The 20287-nt window shown below is 34.4% G+C and carries 19 protein-coding genes; 9 read left to right on the top strand and 10 right to left on the bottom strand.

The features are described 5' to 3' along the window. Positions 1-50: 50 nt before the first annotated feature. The 7 genes from M0D21_RS12535 to M0D21_RS12505 all read right to left on the bottom strand — a co-directional run bounded on the left by M0D21_RS12535 (position 51) and on the right by M0D21_RS12505 (position 7227). A complete protein-coding gene (locus M0D21_RS12535; protein WP_248329980.1) occupies positions 51-560 on the bottom strand; it encodes an OmpH family outer membrane protein in 510 nt (169 codons plus the stop codon). A 45-nt stretch (positions 561-605) separates the two neighbouring features. Beyond that, positions 606-1454: an OmpH family outer membrane protein gene (locus M0D21_RS12530; protein WP_248329978.1), complete on the bottom strand. Its 849-nt coding sequence runs from the start codon at positions 1452-1454 to the stop codon at positions 606-608. Positions 1455-1489: 35 nt separating this feature from the next. Further along, entirely contained in the window at positions 1490-4126 is a 2637-nt protein-coding gene (locus M0D21_RS12525) for a BamA/OMP85 family outer membrane protein (protein WP_248329976.1), read from the bottom strand. A gap of 4 nt (positions 4127-4130) precedes the next feature. Next, positions 4131-4868 carry an isoprenyl transferase gene (locus tag M0D21_RS12520; protein ID WP_248329974.1) on the bottom strand — a complete coding sequence of 246 codons (738 nt, stop codon included), beginning with the start codon at positions 4866-4868 and terminating at the stop codon, positions 4131-4133. Positions 4869-4870: 2 nt separating this feature from the next. After that, a complete protein-coding gene (gene porG, locus M0D21_RS12515; protein WP_248329972.1) occupies positions 4871-5548 on the bottom strand; it encodes a type IX secretion system protein PorG in 678 nt (225 codons plus the stop codon). Between the two features lie 100 nt (positions 5549-5648). Further along, the gene (locus tag M0D21_RS12510) at positions 5649-6533 is read right to left on the bottom strand and encodes an NAD kinase (RefSeq protein ID WP_248329970.1); all 885 of its coding nucleotides are present in this window, start codon (positions 6531-6533) and stop codon (positions 5649-5651) included. Positions 6534-6570: 37 nt separating this feature from the next. Continuing rightward, entirely contained in the window at positions 6571-7227 is a 657-nt protein-coding gene (locus M0D21_RS12505) for a CBS domain-containing protein (protein ID WP_248329968.1), read from the bottom strand. Positions 7228-7328: 101 nt separating this feature from the next. Between M0D21_RS12505 and M0D21_RS12500 the strand changes: the two genes are divergently transcribed. The 8 genes from M0D21_RS12500 to clpX all read left to right on the top strand — a co-directional run bounded on the left by M0D21_RS12500 (position 7329) and on the right by clpX (position 15723). Next, the gene (locus tag M0D21_RS12500) at positions 7329-8042 is read left to right on the top strand and encodes a pyridoxine 5'-phosphate synthase (RefSeq protein WP_248329966.1); all 714 of its coding nucleotides are present in this window, start codon (positions 7329-7331) and stop codon (positions 8040-8042) included. 7 nt (positions 8043-8049) lie between these two features. Continuing rightward, on the top strand, positions 8050-8817 hold the full coding sequence (locus tag M0D21_RS12495) for an alpha/beta fold hydrolase (protein ID WP_248329964.1): 768 nt from the start codon (positions 8050-8052) through the stop codon (positions 8815-8817). Between the two features lie 119 nt (positions 8818-8936). Beyond that, positions 8937-10193, top strand: coding sequence for an OmpP1/FadL family transporter (locus tag M0D21_RS12490; protein WP_248329962.1), 1257 nt, complete (start codon positions 8937-8939; stop codon positions 10191-10193). Between the two features lie 3 nt (positions 10194-10196). Beyond that, complete coding sequence (locus M0D21_RS12485; RefSeq protein ID WP_262922107.1) at positions 10197-11765, top strand: SGNH/GDSL hydrolase family protein; 1569 nt, start codon at positions 10197-10199, stop codon at positions 11763-11765. A gap of 86 nt (positions 11766-11851) precedes the next feature. Next, positions 11852-12199: a phage holin family protein gene (locus tag M0D21_RS12480; RefSeq protein WP_248329960.1), complete on the top strand. Its 348-nt coding sequence runs from the start codon at positions 11852-11854 to the stop codon at positions 12197-12199. A gap of 85 nt (positions 12200-12284) precedes the next feature. Further along, entirely contained in the window at positions 12285-13607 is a 1323-nt protein-coding gene (gene tig / locus M0D21_RS12475) for a trigger factor (RefSeq protein ID WP_248329958.1), read from the top strand. Between the two features lie 102 nt (positions 13608-13709). Next, positions 13710-14384 (top strand): ATP-dependent Clp endopeptidase proteolytic subunit ClpP, encoded by a 675-nt coding sequence (clpP, locus tag M0D21_RS12470; protein ID WP_248329956.1) that lies wholly within the window; start codon positions 13710-13712, stop codon positions 14382-14384. A gap of 106 nt (positions 14385-14490) precedes the next feature. Then, positions 14491-15723: an ATP-dependent Clp protease ATP-binding subunit ClpX gene (gene clpX / locus M0D21_RS12465; protein ID WP_248329954.1), complete on the top strand. Its 1233-nt coding sequence runs from the start codon at positions 14491-14493 to the stop codon at positions 15721-15723. Between the two features lie 90 nt (positions 15724-15813). Here clpX and M0D21_RS12460 read toward each other — a convergent pair whose 3' ends face one another. After that, positions 15814-16128 carry a hypothetical protein gene (locus M0D21_RS12460; RefSeq protein WP_248329952.1) on the bottom strand — a complete coding sequence of 105 codons (315 nt, stop codon included), beginning with the start codon at positions 16126-16128 and terminating at the stop codon, positions 15814-15816. Positions 16129-16371: 243 nt separating this feature from the next. Then, positions 16372-17901 (bottom strand): GH3 auxin-responsive promoter family protein, encoded by a 1530-nt coding sequence (locus M0D21_RS12455; protein WP_248329950.1) that lies wholly within the window; start codon positions 17899-17901, stop codon positions 16372-16374. 122 nt (positions 17902-18023) lie between these two features. On the opposite strand from M0D21_RS12455, the gene M0D21_RS12450 reads away from it, so the two are divergent. Continuing rightward, on the top strand, positions 18024-18818 hold the full coding sequence (locus M0D21_RS12450) for a DUF2797 domain-containing protein (protein WP_248329948.1): 795 nt from the start codon (positions 18024-18026) through the stop codon (positions 18816-18818). On the opposite strand, the gene M0D21_RS12445 is transcribed toward M0D21_RS12450, so the two are convergent. After that, the gene (locus M0D21_RS12445; RefSeq protein WP_248330448.1) at positions 18815-20230 is read right to left on the bottom strand and encodes a pyridoxal phosphate-dependent decarboxylase family protein; all 1416 of its coding nucleotides are present in this window, start codon (positions 20228-20230) and stop codon (positions 18815-18817) included. The genes M0D21_RS12450 and M0D21_RS12445 overlap by 4 nt on opposite strands. Positions 20231-20287 lie beyond the last annotated feature (57 nt).

Below are 20287 nucleotides of genomic sequence, written 5' to 3'. Positions count from 1 at the left end.
CGATGAGATTTGCTCACCGTCTTTGCTTTTTTTGTTGTAAAGTAATTGTATTAAATACCTAAATCTTTCTTTACATCGGCCATAAGATCTTTACCATCAGCCATGATTACTCCTGTACCAGTGGTAGAATCTAATACATATTGAAACCCTTGTGCTCTTGCTACTTTTTGAATAGAAGTACGAGCTTTTTCATATATAGGCTTCATTAATTCGATTTCTTTCTTCTGAAGATCTTTTAGTGCATTTTGTCTGTATTCACTAATTGTTTTCTCTGAAGATTGTATCTCTTGCTGTCTTTTTAAGTTTTCCTCATCAGTTTTCGTCTCAGCTTCCTGTGAGTATCTTTTGATAGTGCTTTGCAATTCTAGAACCATATTTCTAATCTCAGCGTCATAAGTCTTGTTAAGCTTTTCAATCTCACTTTTAGCAGCTTTGAAATCTGGCATAGATTCAACCAATGCTTGCGATGCAATATGTGCTACTTTAGATTGAGCATTTACAAAACCTGAAGTTCCCATAGTAATTGCAATAGCTACTAGTAATGTTCTAAATTGTTTCATTTTCAATTAATTATTAAAGGGTGTTATAAATTTAATATTAGTTTTTTAATTATTATCTCCGTTATTGGATTGATCGTCTTCTTGTTTTAACTTATCTTTTTGAGTTTTTAGAGCTTCAATAGAATCTTTTTTCTTCTTTTGCAATTCTAATAACTTCGCTCTTCTTTCTTCAAATTCTTTTCTTTTTGCCGCTCTTATCGAGTCTCTTTCGGCTTTACGTTCTGCAAGTAACTTTTCTCTTTCAGATTGTCTTTGTAAAGTCGCTTTTTCTCTATCTGTAACTTCTTTCTCTTGTGCAGCTGTTCTTTTTTCTGCTCTTTCAAGAGATTTCTTTTCTCTTTTGCTATTAAGCTGCTTTCTTTTTGATGCTCTGTTTATTCGTAATAACACCTGATCGCTGATGTCATATCGATCTGCAGAATACAGCATTACAAGATCTGCCGATTTATCAAAAACAAAGTCATATCTTTTGTTTTTTGCGATTTCCTGAACTGCAACAAAAACTTGATCTTGTACAGGTTGAACCAATCTTTTTTTCTGAAGGAACAAATCTCCATTAGGTCCAAACCGTTTTTGTTGGTATTCTAGAATCTCTTTTTCCTTATAGAGTATATCTTCTTCTCTTTCTTCAATTAATTCTTTTGTTAATAAAACTCTTTCATTATTAAGATCCTTCCTCATTTCATCTACCTCCTTCAGTTCTGCTTCGATCTCTACCTTCCATTTTTGTACTTTAGACTCCAATTCGGCAGAGGCTTCGTTATAATCGGGTACATTTTCAAGAATATACTCCATATCGATGTAACCAATTCTGATACCTTTTTGAGCGTTTACCGATTGTGTGAATGATAAAAAGCTTATCACGGCAAACATTAAAAGAACCTTTGTTTTCATAATTTTGTTTATTTATTGAAATAATCGTGCCAAAACTAAAACTGTTGTCCTATAATGAAGTGGGTTTCCCACCCATTAGCCCCAGAATCGTTTCCTGGTATAGGGTCAAACCCATACCCGAAATCGATACCTAATAATCCGAAGGCTGGCATAAAGATACGTAAACCTGCTCCAGCAGAACGGTTTAATTGAAAAGGATTGAACCCTTTAAAACTATCATAAGATGCTCCACCTTCTAAAAACGCCAACATATATATCGATGCAGCTGGTTTTAGAGTAATAGGATAACGAAGTTCTAACGAATATTTATTATAAATTGTTGCACCGTCTCCATCAAATTCCTGATTATTTGGTCTACTTAATGGAATCAATGACTGGTTAGGATATCCTCTAAGCGCAACTACTTCTCGACCATCAAGAGCTGTTGCCCCTAATCCGTCTCCTCCTAAGAAAAAGCGCTCAAAAGGAATATTTCCTCTATCATTATTATAGGCCCCTAAGAAACCATACTCTGCTCTTGTTCTTAAAACCAATGGTTTTTTACCAAGATTAACAAGTCTGGTATACCAGGTTCCATCAAATTTAATCTTATAGTATTCTAGCCATTTAAAACGTTCCTGATCGATTTCACCAATTTCTTCATTGATTTCTGTTCTTCGAACAGCGTCCATAGTATCACTAGGATCTAAATCATCCAGTTCATCTTCTAGAGTATCCCTTTGCTCTGCTAGGGCACTATAATCATTACCATCCCATAAAGAGTAGGGTAATGATAGTTTGGCTAAAATATTAAATTCAGATCCACCTATCGGGAAAATCGGGTTTACAGTAGTGTTGTTTCGACTTAAACCGATGGTGTATGATAAATCATTTGATGATCCGTTACCAAAGGTAAATAATCTTGTGTTATAATTCTTTAAATTGTAGTGTCTTATACTAGCAGACTGCGATAATGTAAAGTAGTTATCTGGCCAGTTTAATCTTTTTGCGATACCAATAGAACCTCCAGTAATTAAAAATTTACTATCTCGATCTACATCTCTGTTGATATTGTTAAATAAAAACTGAATGGTATGTGAAAATGATGTAGAAAGTTGATATGGTCGTTTTCCTCCTAACCATGGTTCGATGAATGATAAACTATAGGTTTGGAAAAATCTACTAGCTTGAGCTCTTAATCTTAAGGTTTGCCCGTCTCCCATAGGTAGTGGAGTATATGCTTCACCATTAAAAATGTTTTTTATGGAGAAGTTGTTAAAGGCAAGACCAAGAGTACCTACAAATCCTCCACCTCCAAATCCTCCCTGGAGCTCGATCTGGCTAGATCCTTTTTCAACTACAGGATAATTGATGTCAATCGTTCCAGCTTGCGGATTAGCATTTTGGAATTGTGGTTCAAGTTGTTCTGGATCAAAAAATCCTAATTGACCTATTTCTCTTACTGTTCTTACTACTAAATCTTTACTATATCTTTGACCTGGTCTCGTTCTAAGAATTCTATAGATTACGTGATCATTTGTTTTGTCGTTTCCTGTAACAGTAATATGATCAAAGTACGTCAATTTTCCTTCACGAATTCTTATTTCAAAATCAATAGTATCGTTGTAAACCTTAGTTTCTACCGCATCGATACTAGAAAAAAGGTATCCGTTGTTTTGATATAAGTTGGTAAGATCATCTGCATCTGGTTTGGTGTTGTCTGCAATTTGTTTCTCTAGCAATACACCATTGTATACATCTCCTTTTTTAATTACCAATTGTCTGGCTAGTTGTTGATCTGTATACACACTATTTCCTAAGAAATTTATATTTCCGAAGTAGTATTTATTACCTTCTTCTATATTTAGATTAAGAGTTACAGAGTTTTCGTCTTCTACAATTAGGGTATCAGATGTAATTCGGGCATCTCTAAATCCTTTTTCTTTGTATTTAGTGATTATACTCTCTTTATCTTCTTCGTAATCTGCTTTAATATATTTTGATCTTTTCCAGAACCTGTAGGCTTTCTTTTGTTTGGTGTTCTTCATGGCACCGCGCACTTTTCCATCAGCCAACTGAGTATTCCCAGAGATATTAATCTTATCGATCTTTACTCGATCTCCCTTATCAATACGTACCAACATATTTACCTTATTGCTGGCTACGGTATCTTTCACTTCAGTAGTGTTAATCGCCACTTTGGTATTAAGAAAACCTTCTTTTTTGTACTTGTTAGAAATGAAGTTACGAGTAGTTGTAACAAGGTTCTCGGTAACTTTGGCACCTTTGGTTAAACTGTTATCTTTTATCAGTTCTTCGGCTTTTCGGTTTTTAACACCTTCTATGCGAACTTCATTAAGTTCGGGAACTTCCTGAATGTTGATTTCTATATCTGCAACATCGCCTTCTACATTGGTGATATAAAAGTTAATATCACTAAACAATTCAAGATCCCAAAGCTTTTTGATCACTTTACTTATACGGTCTCCCGGAAGAAAAATACGTTCCCCTTTTCTTAAGCCAGTAAATGTAATTACGGTATTCTCATTATAACTAGTGGTTCCTGTAACTTTAATTTCGCCAAGGGTATATTGCTTTCCATTAGCACCTGGTATATTTTGTGCAGAAATCGATAATGTATTTAAGAACAATGCAAGTAACGTAAAATACGTAAAAGGTAATTTTTTTGTCATTTCTTTAACTGAGCTGCTCACTAGTTTTTCCAAATCTTCTTTCTCTTTTTTGATAATTGTATATGGCTTCGAATAAGTCTCCTTTTTTAAAATCGGGCCATAAAATCTCTGTAAAATATAATTCTGCATATGCAATTTGCCACAATAGGAAATTACTGATACGTTGTTCCCCGCTGGTACGTATCAACAAATCCACATCGGGCAGATTTTTAGTATACAAATGCTCATTAATGACTGTTTCATTTATAAGATGTGGCGAAATTACACCATTTTTAACTTTAATACTTATTTCTTCGATAGTTTTTATGAGCTCTTCTCGGCTTCCGTAGCTTAAGGCAAGTGTTAAGGTCATACGGTCATTACCTTTGGTTTTTTCAATAACTTCTAATAACTCTACTCTTGCTTTTTCTGGTAAAGATTGCAAATTACCTATTGCATTAAGTTTGATGTTGTTTTCTTGAAGTGTTTTGATTTCTTTTTTCAAAGAAGTGACCAGAAGTTTCATAAGAGTGTCTACTTCTAATTTTGGTCGGTTCCAATTTTCTGTTGAAAAAGCATAAAGGGTGAGGAATTTCACACCTATTTCGGCAGAAGCTTCTACTACCTCTCGTACTGCTTTTGTTCCATTTTCGTGGCCTACGGCTCTAAAAAAGCCCTTCTTTTTGGCCCATCTTCCGTTACCATCCATAATTATGGCAACGTGTTTTGGTATATTAGAAGTTAGTTGTTTTTTATCAATCATTTTTAGAATGCACAATAACAAGGTATTCTACCCCAGGTATACGATAATGTAATACCTGTAAATACATACCAGTCATTGTTGTTTAAATTACCAAATCCTGCGCCAAATCTACTGTCAGGATCACTACCGTCCAAATTATCAGTAAATGTATATCTAGCACCAATTTCTGCACCTATTACAAAGTCTCTACCAAGGGTTTTTTTGATTCCTAAGACCATAGGAATGGCAAAACTCCAGGTATCCTTATATGCACTTATTTGATTGGTGTTGTCAATCGCTTGTGCACCGTAGTTAAATGCAGTTATTCCGCTATAAAGGTAAGGCGTGAATTGGGGTTTCCCATCGTATAAAAACCAATCCCAGAAATTAAATTCCATTCCAACAGATAGTTCTTTTACAGAATTATTAAAATCCAGCCCTCTTTCTTTTCTTCGATCATCTCCGTCAGCATCATCAGCATTAAGTCCAGCATATAAAAATGAGGCTCTAAATGCATGACGTTTACTTCTGTTCCATTTTGCTATCGCTCCAAAGGCAAAATCGTTTGGGGCAATATAATATGTAGATCCTACATCACCTACATAATTAGATCCACCTGCGATAAGCCCTACTTCATAGGTTTGTGCTGCCACAGACTGTATAAAAAACGTTACAATTATAAATGATGCTAAGTATCTCATAGATTTTCAAAAGTTTGCAAATATAACAATTAACTTTAGTACACAAGAATTTGAGTAAAATAGTATGAATTAAAAAACACTTTTTAGTAGATTTTATTGTTTAATTGCGTTTATCTTCTCCCCATAACATTTTTTTACGTAACGTTTTTAAAAAACTATTATCCTGCAAAACAACCATATTTATTTTAAAAGGTGCTTTTTTAATAATTACAGTGGTCTCGTTGGGTAATGTGTGAATTCTAGAGTCTAAAGAAACCAAATAACTATCTTCTCTACTAGATATTTGTAACTTAATTTCTGTATCATCTGGAATTACTAAGGGCCTAGCATTTAGATTATGAGGGGCAATAGGGGTAAGTAGCATACTTTCGGCATCTGGCATAACTACCGGTCCTCCACAGCTTAAGGAATAGCCGGTTGAACCTGTAGGGGTAGAGACGATTAATCCATCTGCCCAATAAGAGGTTAAAAACTCATTGTTAAGTGAAGTGTTTACCGTGATCATCGAAGTAGTATTTCTTCTACTCACGGCAATTTCATTCATGGCGAAATTTAATACGCCAAACTCTTCAGAGGCAGGAAGAGTTTCTACTGTCACCAAACTTCTTGGCGACAAATAATATTTTTTGTCAAGTATTAAAGATATACTGTCTTTAATTTCTTCTTTTTGTATTGTGGCAAGAAAACCGAGTCTTCCAGTATTTATTCCGGCAATAGGAATACCTAAGTCTCTAACATAGGTGATTGTTTTAAGAATAGTTCCATCACCACCAATGCTAAAAAACAAATCATAAGAAGTGTCTAGTTCTTCAAACGTGCTAAAGTGCGAATATGATTTATCTATTTCATCATGAAGATTGATGAGTTCTAAAAAATTCTTTTCAATTACCACTTCTACATCGTTCTCGTCTAGAGTTTCGAGTAGTTGCTGTATATAAATTCCAGAATTTTTGTGATAGAACTGTCCGTAAATACCTATCTTCATTGGGTTGTGATTTGTGTTAGCTGGTTATACAATAAAGTTAAATGTTAAGGTATTTTTCTAGGTATTGAGATCTTTCTTTTAAATTGGTAAGAAAGGTGTCTTCATGGTGCTTTGAGACAATGTTGTAGCTATATCGTCTAAAGGTTTGAACTATATTATTGATATCACTGTCATTAATTTTTACAGTAATTTGAGCGACATCATTTTCCATATTAGAAATGAATAAACCTAAAAGTTTGGCATTGTTAGATTCAACAATTTGTGATATCTCACTGAACGAATAATCCAAAATTCCCTTTTCAACAATTAAAATATTTCCAGGTTCGCTAAGAAATGGCGTTTCATTAAAAAGGTTCATAATATCCCTGAGTTCAAAAAGACCTAGGTATTGATTATTGTCATCCAGTACAGGTATAATATTTGAATTGTTTTGCGCAAATGCTTCAAGAATATCCAACCAATTATCATCTTTTCTGGCAAAAAAACCTTCTAAGGCATATTGATAAGTGTCTAATGTTTTGTCGGTATCGAAACATCTAATATCGGCTTCAGAAATGCAGCCTAGGTATGTTTTGTCTTTCAAAACAGGGAAATGAGTATAGGTAAGCTCATTAAATAATACCTGGGCATCTTTTACTTTTAGATTGATATCTAAAGGTTCAATTTCATTTACTATGTACAAGTTCGTCTTCATATTTTTCGGGGTACTATATTATGCAAAATAATCAAAAAATATACAATCAAGGCGTTCTCAAGTTTGTATTTTTGTTTTTTTAGATAAAGACATCAAAAACCATGACAAAGTTAAGTGTTAACGTAAATAAAATAGCAACGCTTCGTAATTCCAGAGGAGGAGATACACCAAATTTATTAAAAATGTCTACCGATATTCAGGAGTTTGGAGGGCAAGGTATAACGATTCATCCAAGGCCAGATGAAAGACATATACGATATCAAGATGCTTATGATTTAAAACCTATTGTATATACCGAGTATAATATTGAAGGAAACCCTATTTCTAAATTCATAGATTTAGTATTGGAGGTAAAGCCCACTCAAGTAACATTGGTGCCAGATGCAATAGATGCTATTACTAGTAATGCGGGATGGGATACAAAAAAGCACAAAGATTTTTTAAGTGAAGTAATTTCAGAGTTTAAAAGAAATGGAATTAGAACTTCGATTTTTGTAGATCCGGTAGTTGAGATGATAGAAGGAGCAGCCAAAACCGGAACAGATAGAATTGAATTGTATACCGAAGAATATGCATCGCAATATGCTTTGGGTAATAAGGAAGCAGTAAAGCCATATTCGGCTTGTGCACAGTTATCGATAGATTTAGGTATGGGAGTGAATGCTGGACACGACTTGTCATTAGACAATATTAAGTTCTTTAAGGATAATATTCCCGGACTATTAGAAGTGTCTATCGGGCACGCGTTAATAAGTGAGTCTCTTTATCTAGGTATAGAGAATGTAATTAATATGTACTTACACCGTCTTAAATAATTTTTTTATGCAATTACACGCTAACGTATTCGGGGAGGGTCAACCGTTTATTATTCTTCATGGCTTTTTGGGTATGGGAGACAATTGGAAAACACTCGGTAAAAAAATTGCCGAGCAAGGCTTTCAGGTACATTTAATAGATCAACGAAATCATGGCAGAAGTCCTCATAGCGATGAGTTTAGTTATGAAATTTTGTCAAATGATCTATTGGCATATTGTGAAGCTTTACATTTGGATGAAATACATCTTTTGGGGCATTCTATGGGAGGGAAAACGGCAATGTTATTTGCGGTAAACCACCCTAATAAGATTCGCAAACTAATCATTGCAGATATAGCTCCAAAGTACTATCCTCTTCATCATCAGGATATTCTTGATGGTTTAAGTGCTTTAGATTTTAATGTTCTGAAATCAAGAGGAGAAGTTGATAAAGAATTAAGTGCATATATACCCGATATGGGGGTGAGAATGTTTCTTATGAAAAACCTATTTTGGAAAGAAAAAGGAGTTTTAGCATTACGCATGAATCTTGAATCTTTAATAAATAATGTATCTGAAATTGGTGTAGAACTACCCGAAAATAATGCGTTCTCTGGTCCTTCATTGTTTTTAAAGGGGGAGAAATCTAATTATATTTTGCCCGAAGACGAAACACGAATACACCAACAATTTCCTTCATCTAACATACAGCAAATTTCTAACGCAGGGCATTGGTTGCACGCCGAAAATCCTACCGAGTTTTTGTATAAAGTATTAGAATTTCTTAAAAATTGAATAAAAAATACTATGTATGCATAATATTTTCCCGATTTCGTTGGATAATTAGTATTTTCTACTATTTTTGGTGATTCAATTTTACAAATCCTAAAAAACAAAAACAATTCTAATTTATTATGAAAAAACTTCTATCGTTAGTTCTATTCATCACGATGACTTCTGTCATTTATGCAGGTGGATATAGAGTTAGTGTGCAGGGTCAGAGGGCAATTGCTATGGGGCACACTGGAGTAGCTGTAGTGAATAGTGCTGAACTTGTATTCTTTAATCCGGCAGGTCTTGTGTATCTGGAAAATAAGCTAAACGTAAGTGTTGGTGCCAGTGGAATTTTTACCGATGTAATATACCAAAATGAAGAATTTGGTACTTCTTTTGAGACCGATAATTCTGTAGGGACACCTCTTAACTTATATGCTTCTTATAAGGTAAATGATTGGATGTCTGTTGGGTTGGGAGTATATACCCCATATGGTAGTGAAGTAACTTGGCCTACAGATTGGTCTGGTTCTCATTTGGTCAATAATATTGATCTTGCAGCTATATTTGTTCAACCTACAGTTTCATTCAAATTATCAGATCACTTTAGTATAGGTGGTGGACCTATTTATGTTACAGGTTCTGTTAATTTTAATCGTAATTTAAATCGTACGCTGTCTGATATAGACGGAAACCGTGCCAATGTTACTATAGATGATTCTGGTGTAAATAACTGGGGATGGACTATTGGAGCTATGTTTAATCCAGTGGAAAATTTACGAGTTGGATTTAACTATAGAAGTGAAATTATTTTGGAAGCCGAAGGTGGAGATGCAACGTTTACAAATGTACCAAACTCTCCTGCAGTTCCTTTTGCAAATGGATCGACGAATTTTAATGCAGAGTTACCGCTTCCGGCTGAGTTAACAGTTGGTCTTTCTTATGAATATAAGAAATGGTTATTTGCTTTTGACTATAATAGACAATACTGGGATGTATATGAGTCGTTGGATATTGATTTTACCAATACTCCTACCGGTCCAGATTCTGTAAACCCTCGTAATTATAAAAACTCTTCCGTTTATAGATTTGGATTACAGTACCAGGCTACCGAGAAAATTACGCTTAGAGCTGGTTATTATAGAGACGAAACACCTGTGCAACCAGGTTTCTTTGCTCCTGAGACACCACGAAATGATTCAGATGGTTTCTCTGGAGGGTTAAGTTTTGCTGTTACTCCTAAGTTAGCAATAGACGCTTCGTTTTTCTACTTAAGATTTGATGAGGTAGATGCATCTTATGATTCTTATTTAGAAAACGGACAAAGTGTTCCTTTTGGTGGAACCTATAAATCAAGCGCTTTTGCGCCAGGACTTGGTTTAACTTATAAAATGTAAGAAATGATGATTAAAAATATAAAATATTTAGCGGTTCTGGCTCTTGGATTAGTAGCGTGTGAGCCTGAATTCGATAATCCGATTGAAGAATCGGCAACTATAACTAGTGGAGAAGCAGATTTTAGCAATTATGTTGCTTTAGGAAACTCTCTTACAGCAGGTTTTGCAGATGGAGCATTATATATCACGGGACAAGAAAACTCTTTTCCTAATATATTGTCTAAACAATTGGCTCTTGTTGGAGGAGGTGAGTTTACGCAACCTCTTATGGCAGACAATGCCGGTGGGTTTAGTAATGATCCTGTAACTTTCCCTACAAGATTTGTATTAGCATTTGATGCAGAAGGAAACCCAGGTCCAGCAAGGTATACCGGTGCGGCTCCTTCTACAGACTTTACAGTCAATTTAGGTAGTTCGTTTAATAATATGGGAGTTCCTGGCGCAAAAAGTTATCACCTGGCAGCTCCAGGTTATGGTAACGCTGCAGGAGTAGCTGTCGGATTGGCGAATCCTTACTTTGCAAGATTTGCGTCTTCACCAGACGCAACAGTAATTGCAGATGCGATTGCTCAAAACCCAACTTTCTTTAGTTTATGGATAGGGAATAATGATATTCTTGGGTACGCTACTTCTGGTGGTGTAGGTGAGGATCATAATGTTACTAACAATTTAGATCCTACTACTTACGGAGGAGATGATATTACCAATAATAATGTATTTGCTTCAGTTTATAATGATCTTATAGGTGCACTTACAGCTAATGGAGCAAAGGGTGTAGTGTTAAACCTGCCAGATGTAACGTCACTTCCATTTTTTACCACTGTACCAAATAATGCTCTAGTGTTAGATGAGGCTACTGCGGCTAGTTTGACAGGGTTTTTTCAAGCCGTTGTGGGTATCGTAACTGCACAGGTTGCAGGAACAGGTGCTCCTCTGGCTCAAGCGCAAGCGTTGGCTTCTCAATATGCTTTTACATTTAATGCTGGACCCAACAGGTTCCTTATTAAAACAGAGGTGACTACTACAAATCCTTTAGGTGTAAGACAAATGACTGAAGAAGAATTGTTATTGCTTACTATAGATCAAGCAGCACTGGCGCAAGGATATGGTTCTGTAGTTCTTACCCCAGAAGTGCTTCAGGTGTTAGGAATTCTTCAGGCTGGAGGTACTCCAACGGCAGAACAAGGAGCATTGGTTATTGCGGCTATTAGTGGTATCGAAGATGCAGATGCGTTAGATGCTCAGGAATTAATGGCAATTTCGACTGCAAGAGATTCTTTTAATGCAACCATAGCAGGTCTTGCTGCTGCAAATGAACTTGCGTTTTACGATGTGGCTAGCGACTTAGCACAGGCTGCAAATGGAGGAATTCCTTTTGATGGGGGAGTTATTACTTCTCAATTTGTTACAGGAGGAGGATTCTCTCTAGATGGAGTGCATCCTACGCCAAGAGCACATGCATTGGTTACTAATGGAATTATTAGCGCAATTCAAGATACTTATGGTGCTAATATCCCTACTGTAAATCCAGGAGAATTTGGAACAGTTACCTTGAGTAATGAAGTTAATTAATACATAAAGTATTATTCTTATAAAAAAACCTGCTAAGTACTTAGCAGGTTTTTTTATCTTCATACTGTAATTTAATATCAGAAAATATGAAGTTTCTTTTAAAATTAATTTTGAGTGCGTTAGCAGTATTGGTTGTTGCTCAAATTCTTCCTGGAGTTCAAGTTGAAGATTATTTTAAAGCTATAATAGTTGCAATTGTATTGGCAATTTTAAATGCAATAGTGAGGCCAGTTTTAGTGTTTCTTACCTTGCCCGCAACCATTGTCACTTTAGGATTATTTTTGCTAGTGATTAATGCTGCTATTATTTTGTTAGCTGATTATTTTATAGATGGTTTTAGGGTAAATGGATGGATATGGGCACTGATCTTTAGTGTTTTATTGTCGATATTTCAATCTATACTACATTCTATTTTAAAGAAAGATAAAAGTTAACTGTTTTTCAGAGAGTTAAAAATTTGTAGTGATCTAAAAAAGTATTACTTTTGCAACCCAATTTTTAGTAGTAAAAGTAGAGATAATGAATATTTCAAAAGAGCAATTAGACGAATTAAATGCTGTAGTAACTGTAGATATAGCCAAAGCAGATTATAGTGACAAAGTAGAAAAAATCCTTAAAGATTATCGTAAAAACGCGAATATTCCTGGGTTTAGAAAAGGTCATGTTCCTATGGGGTTGGTTAAAAAACAATACGGTAAAGCAGTTTTGGTTGACGAAGTGAATAAATTACTGCAAGATGCTTTAAACAAATATCTTACTGAAGAAAAGTTAGATGTTTTAGGTAATCCGTTACCAAAGGAGCAGGAAAACTTTGATTGGGATGCCGAAAACTACTCTTTTGAATTTGAGCTTGGGCTTGCTCCAAAGTTTGAAGTAAAGCTAACTGGAAAAAAAGCAATTACACATTATAAAATTGTTGCCAATGATGAGATGGTGGACAATCAAGTAAAAACTATCCAAAAGCAATACGGAAAATTAGTTTCTAAAGATGCAGCCGAAAAAGAAGACTTGGTTGCTGGTACTTTTATGAATGAAGAAAAAGAGATCAATAATGACACTACAGTCTCTTTGGAGAAGATAAAAGGAAAAAGAAATCTTGATAAGTTTTTAGGAGCCAAAGTAGGAGATGTTATTACTTTGAAAACAAAAGGTCTTTTTGCAGAAGAACACGATCTTATCAGTGCTTTAAAGGTAAGTCATGACGATGCAAAGGATTTAGATGTTGAAGTTACTTTTACAGTTTCAGAAATTAATAAACAAGAACTTGCAGATTTAGATCAGGAGTTATTCGATAAATTATATGGTCCTGGAAGTATAAAGAACGTTACAGAGCTTAAAGAAAAAATCAAACAAGATGCTGAACGTCAGTTCGAACAGCAATCTGATCAGCAATTGCTTAATGCTGTTACTGAAAATTTATTAGAGAATACAAACTTCGATCTTCCTGTTGAATTTTTGCAGAAATGGATTCGTACTACTGGAGAACAGCCTTTAACTGAAGATGAAGCGAAGGATGAATTCGAAAAAAGTGAAAAAGGATTACGTTACCAGTTAATTGAAGGCAAAATAATTAGCGATAATAACCTTCAAGTTACATTTGATGAACTTAAAGATTTTGCCAAAGATTTAATTAAAGGGCAAATGGCTCAATTTGGTCAAACTTCTCCTCAGGATGAAGAATTAGAAGGAATTGCGGCTAGAATATTATCTAATCAAGATGAAGTGAAGAGAATTTCTGAGCAGTTAATGAGTCAAAAATTATTGAATTTCTATAAAGAGAACGCTAAACTTAAGACTAAAGAGGTTAGCTTCGATGAATTTATAAAAGAAGTTTACAAATAATAATAGTTGTAATTTACTAAGGAATTTATACTTATATTTAGGGCGTTAAACATGAAACTGTTTAACGCCTTTTTTATAAATAAAATTTTTAGAAAAAGAAATATGGATTACGGAAAAGAATTCGAAAAATATGCTACTCAGCACCATGGTATTAACAGTAATTATTATGGTAAAATTATTAGTAGTATGTATCCAACCAATATGACTCCTAATATTATTGAAGAACGTCAAATGAATATTGCTATTTTCGACGTTTTTTCTAGATTAATGATGGATCGTATCATATTTTTAGGTACTGGTATCAATGATCAAGTAGCTAATATTGTTCAAGCTCAATTGCTCTTCTTAGAAAGTGTAGACTCTTCTAAGGATATCCAAATTTATATCAACTCTCCGGGAGGAAGCGTTTATGCCGGTTTAGGTATTTATGATACTATGCAGTTTATAAAGCCAGACGTAGCAACTATTTGTACCGGTATGGCTGCCTCTATGGGTGCAGTATTATTATGTGCAGGTCAAAAAGGGAAAAGATCAGGATTGCCTCATAGTAGGGTAATGATTCACCAACCATTAGGTGGTGCACAAGGACAAGCAAGTGATATCGAAATTACAGCTAGAGAAATTCTTATCTTAAAAGAAGAGTTGTATAAAATCATCGCTAAACACTCTGGGCAAACCTATGAGAAGGTCTATGAAGATAGTGATAGAGATTATTGGATGAAAGCTGATAAGGCTTTGGAATATGGGATGATAGATGAAATTCTGACAAGGGAATAAATTCATTTCTTTCGTTAACGATATGGGGCTTTCTTTTTATTAAAATATATGTAAATAGAAGGTCTTATAAACGACTGAAATGTTTAAAATTAGAAACTAAATAACAATGGCTAAAGAAGAATTAGAATGCTCTTTTTGTGGGAGAAAGAAGTCTGAAACAAACTTGCTTATCGCTGGCTTAGATGCACATATTTGTGATAGATGTATAGTTCAGGCGCATGGAATAGTGGTAGAAGAAGCCAAAGATGAAGAAACAGGTGAGCTTACTAATGAATTAATGTTACGTAAGCCAATGGCGATTAAAAAGTTTTTGGATGAATATGTGATCGGACAAGAGTTTACAAAGAAAATAATGGCCGTTGCAGTATATAATCATTATAAGCGATTATTGCAGCCTCAAACCGAAGATGATATCGAAATACAAAAAAGTAATATCATAATGGTTGGGCAAACAGGTACAGGTAAAACATTAATGGCCAAAACCATTGCGAAGATGCTTAATGTGCCTTTGGCAATTGTAGATGCTACTGTGCTTACCGAGGCGGGTTATGTAGGAGAAGATGTAGAAAGTATTTTAACAAGACTCTTGCAAGCTGCAGACTATAATCTGGAAAAAGCACAAAGAGGTATCGTTTTTATTGATGAAATAGATAAAATAGCTCGAAAAAGTGATAACCCTAGTATTACCAGAGATGTTTCTGGAGAAGGTGTACAACAAGCGTTACTTAAATTATTAGAGGGTACTATAGTAAATGTACCACCTAAGGGAGGTAGAAAGCACCCTGATCAAAAGTTTATAGAAGTAAATACTGAGAATATATTGTTTATAGCTGGTGGAGCGTTTGATGGAATAGAGAAAATTATCCAGAAACGCTTAAATATGCAAGCTGTAGGATATAGTGCTTCAAAAAGTGAGGATGCTATAGAAAAAGATAACCTGTTGCAGTATATTATACCTAAAGATCTTAAAGACTTCGGGCTGATACCTGAGATAATAGGTAGATTACCGGTACTGTCTTATATGAATCCCTTAGATGCGGAAACATTAAGGTCTATATTAACAGCTCCAAAAAATGCAATTATAAAGCAATATAAGAAGTTGTTTGAGATGGATAATATTAATTTCTCAATAACAGATGGTGCTTTAGATTATATTGTAGATAAGGCAATGGAGTATAAGTTAGGAGCTCGAGGTTTAAGGTCCCTTTGTGAGGCGATTTTGACCGATGCTATGTTTGAGTTACCGGAGAGCGAAGAAAACGAATTTAGAGTAACTAAGGATTACGCTGAAAAGAAATTGAATAAGTCTACTATTAAAAAGCTAAAAGCGGTTTCTTAAAAGTAATAGACCTAATAATGCATAAAAAAACACCTTTGTTATAAAGGTGTTTTTTGTTGGTTGAATAGTTGGATGTGATTTTCCTTATTTTTAATCAGTATAAGATATTCTTTCTTGATTGTTTTTGATAATGTCTTCGGTATTCTTTAAAACCAAATTAGCATTGTAATCTTTACTGTCTTTTAATTGAATGTCAAAGTTATTTTGACGAATAAGAGCTTCATAAAAAGTAACCTTAGAAATCTCACTATAACATACAGCTCTCTCATCTTCATTCTCTTTGGCTTCTGTAACCGTTTTATCTTTTTGGTCTTTATTATTTAAAGAAGTAGTATTTGCTTCTTGTGCGGTAATTGCAACTGTTGATAAGAATAAAAAAATAAATAAAGATAAAGTAGTTTTCATATTATGGGGCTTTACTTAATTTGTAACTAACTGGTAACAAATTTAATATGAAAAAGGGAGGTCAAAAAACGATTTACAAATTTTTAGATTAAACGCTTTTTTTGAACGATGAAAGACCACATTTTTTGTTAAAAATTGCAATTCTTACATAAAAAAAGTACGGGTAAACCGTACTTTTTTGCATATTTTTTTAAGCGTTTTATCAAAAAAACGTCAGATGATGCTGTTTAGTAGATAGTTAACTTAAGAGAACGAGTTAACATTATTTAATTCTAACAACTCTTCGATATAAGTTCGTTGGTTAGATAACCTTGGGATTTTATGTTGTCCACCCAATTTGTTCTTTTGTTTTAGCCAATCGTAAAACAAACCTTTTCGCGCTTCTCTAATTTGAAGAATGTTCAATGTAGTGTTATTATAACGTTTAGCTTCATAGTCACTGTTAACCTCTTGTAGGTGTTTGTCTAAAACAATGGTAAACTCTTCAATACTTTTCGGATACTTTTTAAATTCTATGACCCACTCATGTGCTCCTTTTTCTCTGCCTTGCATAAATATAGGGGCTACTGTGTAATCAACGATTTCACAATTTGTCGATTTGGTTGCTTTGCGAAGTGCCTCTTCTGCATTTTCTATAATTAGTTCCTCGCCAAATACATTAATATGGTGTTTTGTTCTTCCGGTAACCTTTATTCTATATGGATTGATAGATGTAAAACGAACAGTATCGCCAATTTTATATCTCCATAGTCCAGCATTGGTAGTAATTACTATGGCATAATTTTTATCAACTTCAACCTCGCTCAATGGAATGATCTTTTCGCTCTCGCTGCCATAGGTGTCCATAGGAATAAATTCATAAAATATTCCATAATCAAGCATCAATAATAATTCTGAAGAGTCATTACGATCTTGAATAGCAAAGAATCCTTCAGAAGCATTGTAAATCTCATAATATTTGAAGGAACTTGAAGGTAAAACCTTATGATATTGATCTCTATAAGGCTCGAAACTTACACCACCATGAAAGTAGACTTCTAGGTTGTTCCATATTTCAAAAAGACTTTCCATATCTGTAGTTTCCAGTACTTCATTTAAAAGTACTAGCATCCATGAAGGTACACCGGCTAGACTGGTAACGTTTTCCTGAATCGTTTCATTAACGATTGCTTTCATTTTAAATTCCCAATCACTCATTAAAGAGATTTCACTGTTGGGAGTAGAACTAAAATCTGCCCAAAATGGCATATTGTCTATAATAATCGCCGATAAATCACCAAAAGAGGTTCCGTTTTCTTTATACAGTTCTTTACTACCACCAAGTCTGAGACTTTTACCTGTAAACAATTTAGAGTTTTCATTATTGTTTAGGTACATGCACAACAAATCTTTGCCAGCAGCAAAATGACAATCTTCTAGTGATTCTTGACTTACTGGGATAAACTTACTTTTGGCATTAGTGGTACCGCTAGACTTTGCAAACCATTTAATTGAGGTTGGCCAAAAAATATTATGCTCTCCAAGCCGACTTCGCTCAATCATAGATTCATAATCCTCATACGATCGCACGGGTACGCGCTCTTTAAAAGTTTCATAATTATTTATAGATGCAAAATCATACGTCTTTCCAAATTCGGTGTTTTTTGCCGTTTCCAATAATATATGTAGTAATTCTAGCTGTACTTCATTAGGGTATTTAAGAAAAAGTTCCATTTGGTGGAAACGTTTTTTTAAGAACCAGCTGGCAATAGAATTAACTAGTGGGATTGGCATTTTTTGATGTATATTTATGCGAAAATTGTGTTATTTTATTTTAAAAGATGATTGACATCTGAAAACTAAAATAATAAAAAAAATTACATTCTTCTTAGAAGCTTAATTTATTACTAAACTTTATGCAGTATCAAGGGGTGCTTACCAAAATGCAAACTGAAATAGGGGATCCTATTCAATATTATCTTGTTTTTGATTCAGATTTTATTCATGTTAATCAATTATTGAATAAACATTTGACTATTTCTTTTGAAAGATATCAATGCCTGGGTTCTGGAGAGAATAAAAAGATATATAGACAAGGATATTGCTATGAAGAATTTTATAAGCAACCCGCCACAGGTGATTGGGTAATGCGCCCAGAGCTAAGTAAAGCACACTTAGATATTGAAGATAGAGATCTTGAGTATGAAAAAAAGGTACAATTACAGCCTCATATCGTGTATTTGGCAAATTCTAGTAACGTTAAAGTAGGTGTGACTAGAAAAACCCAAGTGCCTACCAGATGGATTGATCAAGGCGCACATGAAGCTATTGAAATTGTAGAGGTACCTAATAGATATTTGGCAGGAATCACAGAGGTTGCTTTGAAAGAACATGTTGCAGATAAAACTAATTGGAGATCGATGCTTAAGAATGATATTAAAGACGAAGACTTGGTCATCCATAGAGAGCAATTAAAAGACTTTATCCCCGATGAAGTAAAAGAATATTTTATCGACAATGGAAAGGAAACAGCATTGCATTTTCCAGTACTACAATACCCAGATAAATTGAAAAGTTTAAACCTGGAAAAAACACCCGAATACTCAGGTGTTTTAAAAGGTATAAAAGGTCAGTATTTAATTTTTGAAGATGGTACGGTTTTTAATGTTCGAAATCACGAAGGGTATGTGGTTAACATAACGGTACTTTAGATAGAACTAGTTTTTTCAGTTTTTTGAAGCTCTAGTTGGCCATATTCTTCACATTTTTGTAAGGTGTCTTGTATGTGCTTAATGGTGGTTCTCGGATTGATCAAACACATTCTAAGAACCACTTGATTTTGAAGCACGGTGGTTACCAAAAGTGCTTCTTGAGATGCAATTATTTTTTGGGAAATATTTTGATTTATTTGATCCAACTCTTTTTCAGAAAGATTTTCTCCAATAGGGTTGTACCTAAAGTTTATGATGGCAAGCGTCGCCGGAGAAACGATTTCCCATAATGAACTTTTTCTTAAAATAGATTCTGTTTGTTCTGTGAGATCAATATTATAGGCAATAGCACTTTTGAAAGATTCTAATCCAAATGTCTTTAACGACATGTAAAATTTTAAAGCTCTAAATCTTCTTGTAAGCTGTATACCGTGGTCGTAGAAATTAATTTCAGATTCGTTTCCTTCGATATCCCTTAGGTACTCTGGCTTTTCTGTGAATGTACTACTTAGCCAATTATGATTTTTTACCAGCAAGCAGCCCATTTCATAAGGTTGATAGAACCATTTATGTGGATCTACGGTTAAAGAGTCTGCTCTTTCTATGCCTTTCAAAAGTTTCTTTCCTGAATTTGATAATATTGCTGCTCCACCATATGCTCCATCAATATGAAACCATAGATTTTCTTGTGCACAAATAGTTGCAATTTCATCTAGCGGGTCTACGGTTCCTGTATTGGTAGTCCCTGCAGAGGCGATAATGCAAAAAGGTTGCAATCCTTCTAGTCTATCACGAGCAATTATGTTTTTGAGTTTGTTTAATGATATTTTAAACTCTAAATCTGTAGGGATGATTCTTATTTGTTCTTTTTTAAATCCAATAACCTTTATGGCTTTAATGTTTGAAGAATGTGCCTGATCTGAAAGGTAAATTGTAGCTTTCGAAAAATCATCTCCACATTTTATTCTTCTGGCAGTGACTAGTGCAGTAAGATTTGCCATAGAACCTCCGCTGGTAAATATACCACCTCCGTCTTTTTCAGGAAACCCAAATATTTCTAATAACCAATTCATGGTCACGATTTCTAATTCTGCTGCTGCAGGAGAAGCAGCCCATCCCCCAGAAAAAATATTAAAACCAGTGGCAATGGTATCGGCCATGGCGCTAATGTAATTGCTAGGACCTGGAACAAAAGAAAAGGATTTAGGATGAGAAACAATATTACTATGTGGAATGATTTGTTCCATTACAAAATCTAAAACTTCATTGGCATCAGACGGTAGATGAGGTATCTGTTCTGCAAGGAGAGCATCCATTTCTTTTCTAGATGCATGAGTTACTGGAGTTTTAGTGTTCTGATTTTCAAAGTGCTCAACAATATGATCCACAATCTTGTAACCATATTGTTGCATTTCTTCCTTAGATAACTTTAACTGACGATTAGGGCTAATCTTGCTCACATTTGTATT

Source organism: Aquimarina acroporae, from assembly GCF_023195925.1.
GTDB classification, from domain to species: Bacteria; Bacteroidota; Bacteroidia; order Flavobacteriales; family Flavobacteriaceae; genus Aquimarina; species Aquimarina acroporae.
Note: the sequence above shows the minus strand (reverse complement) of the source record. Positions and strands in the feature narration are given on the sequence as shown.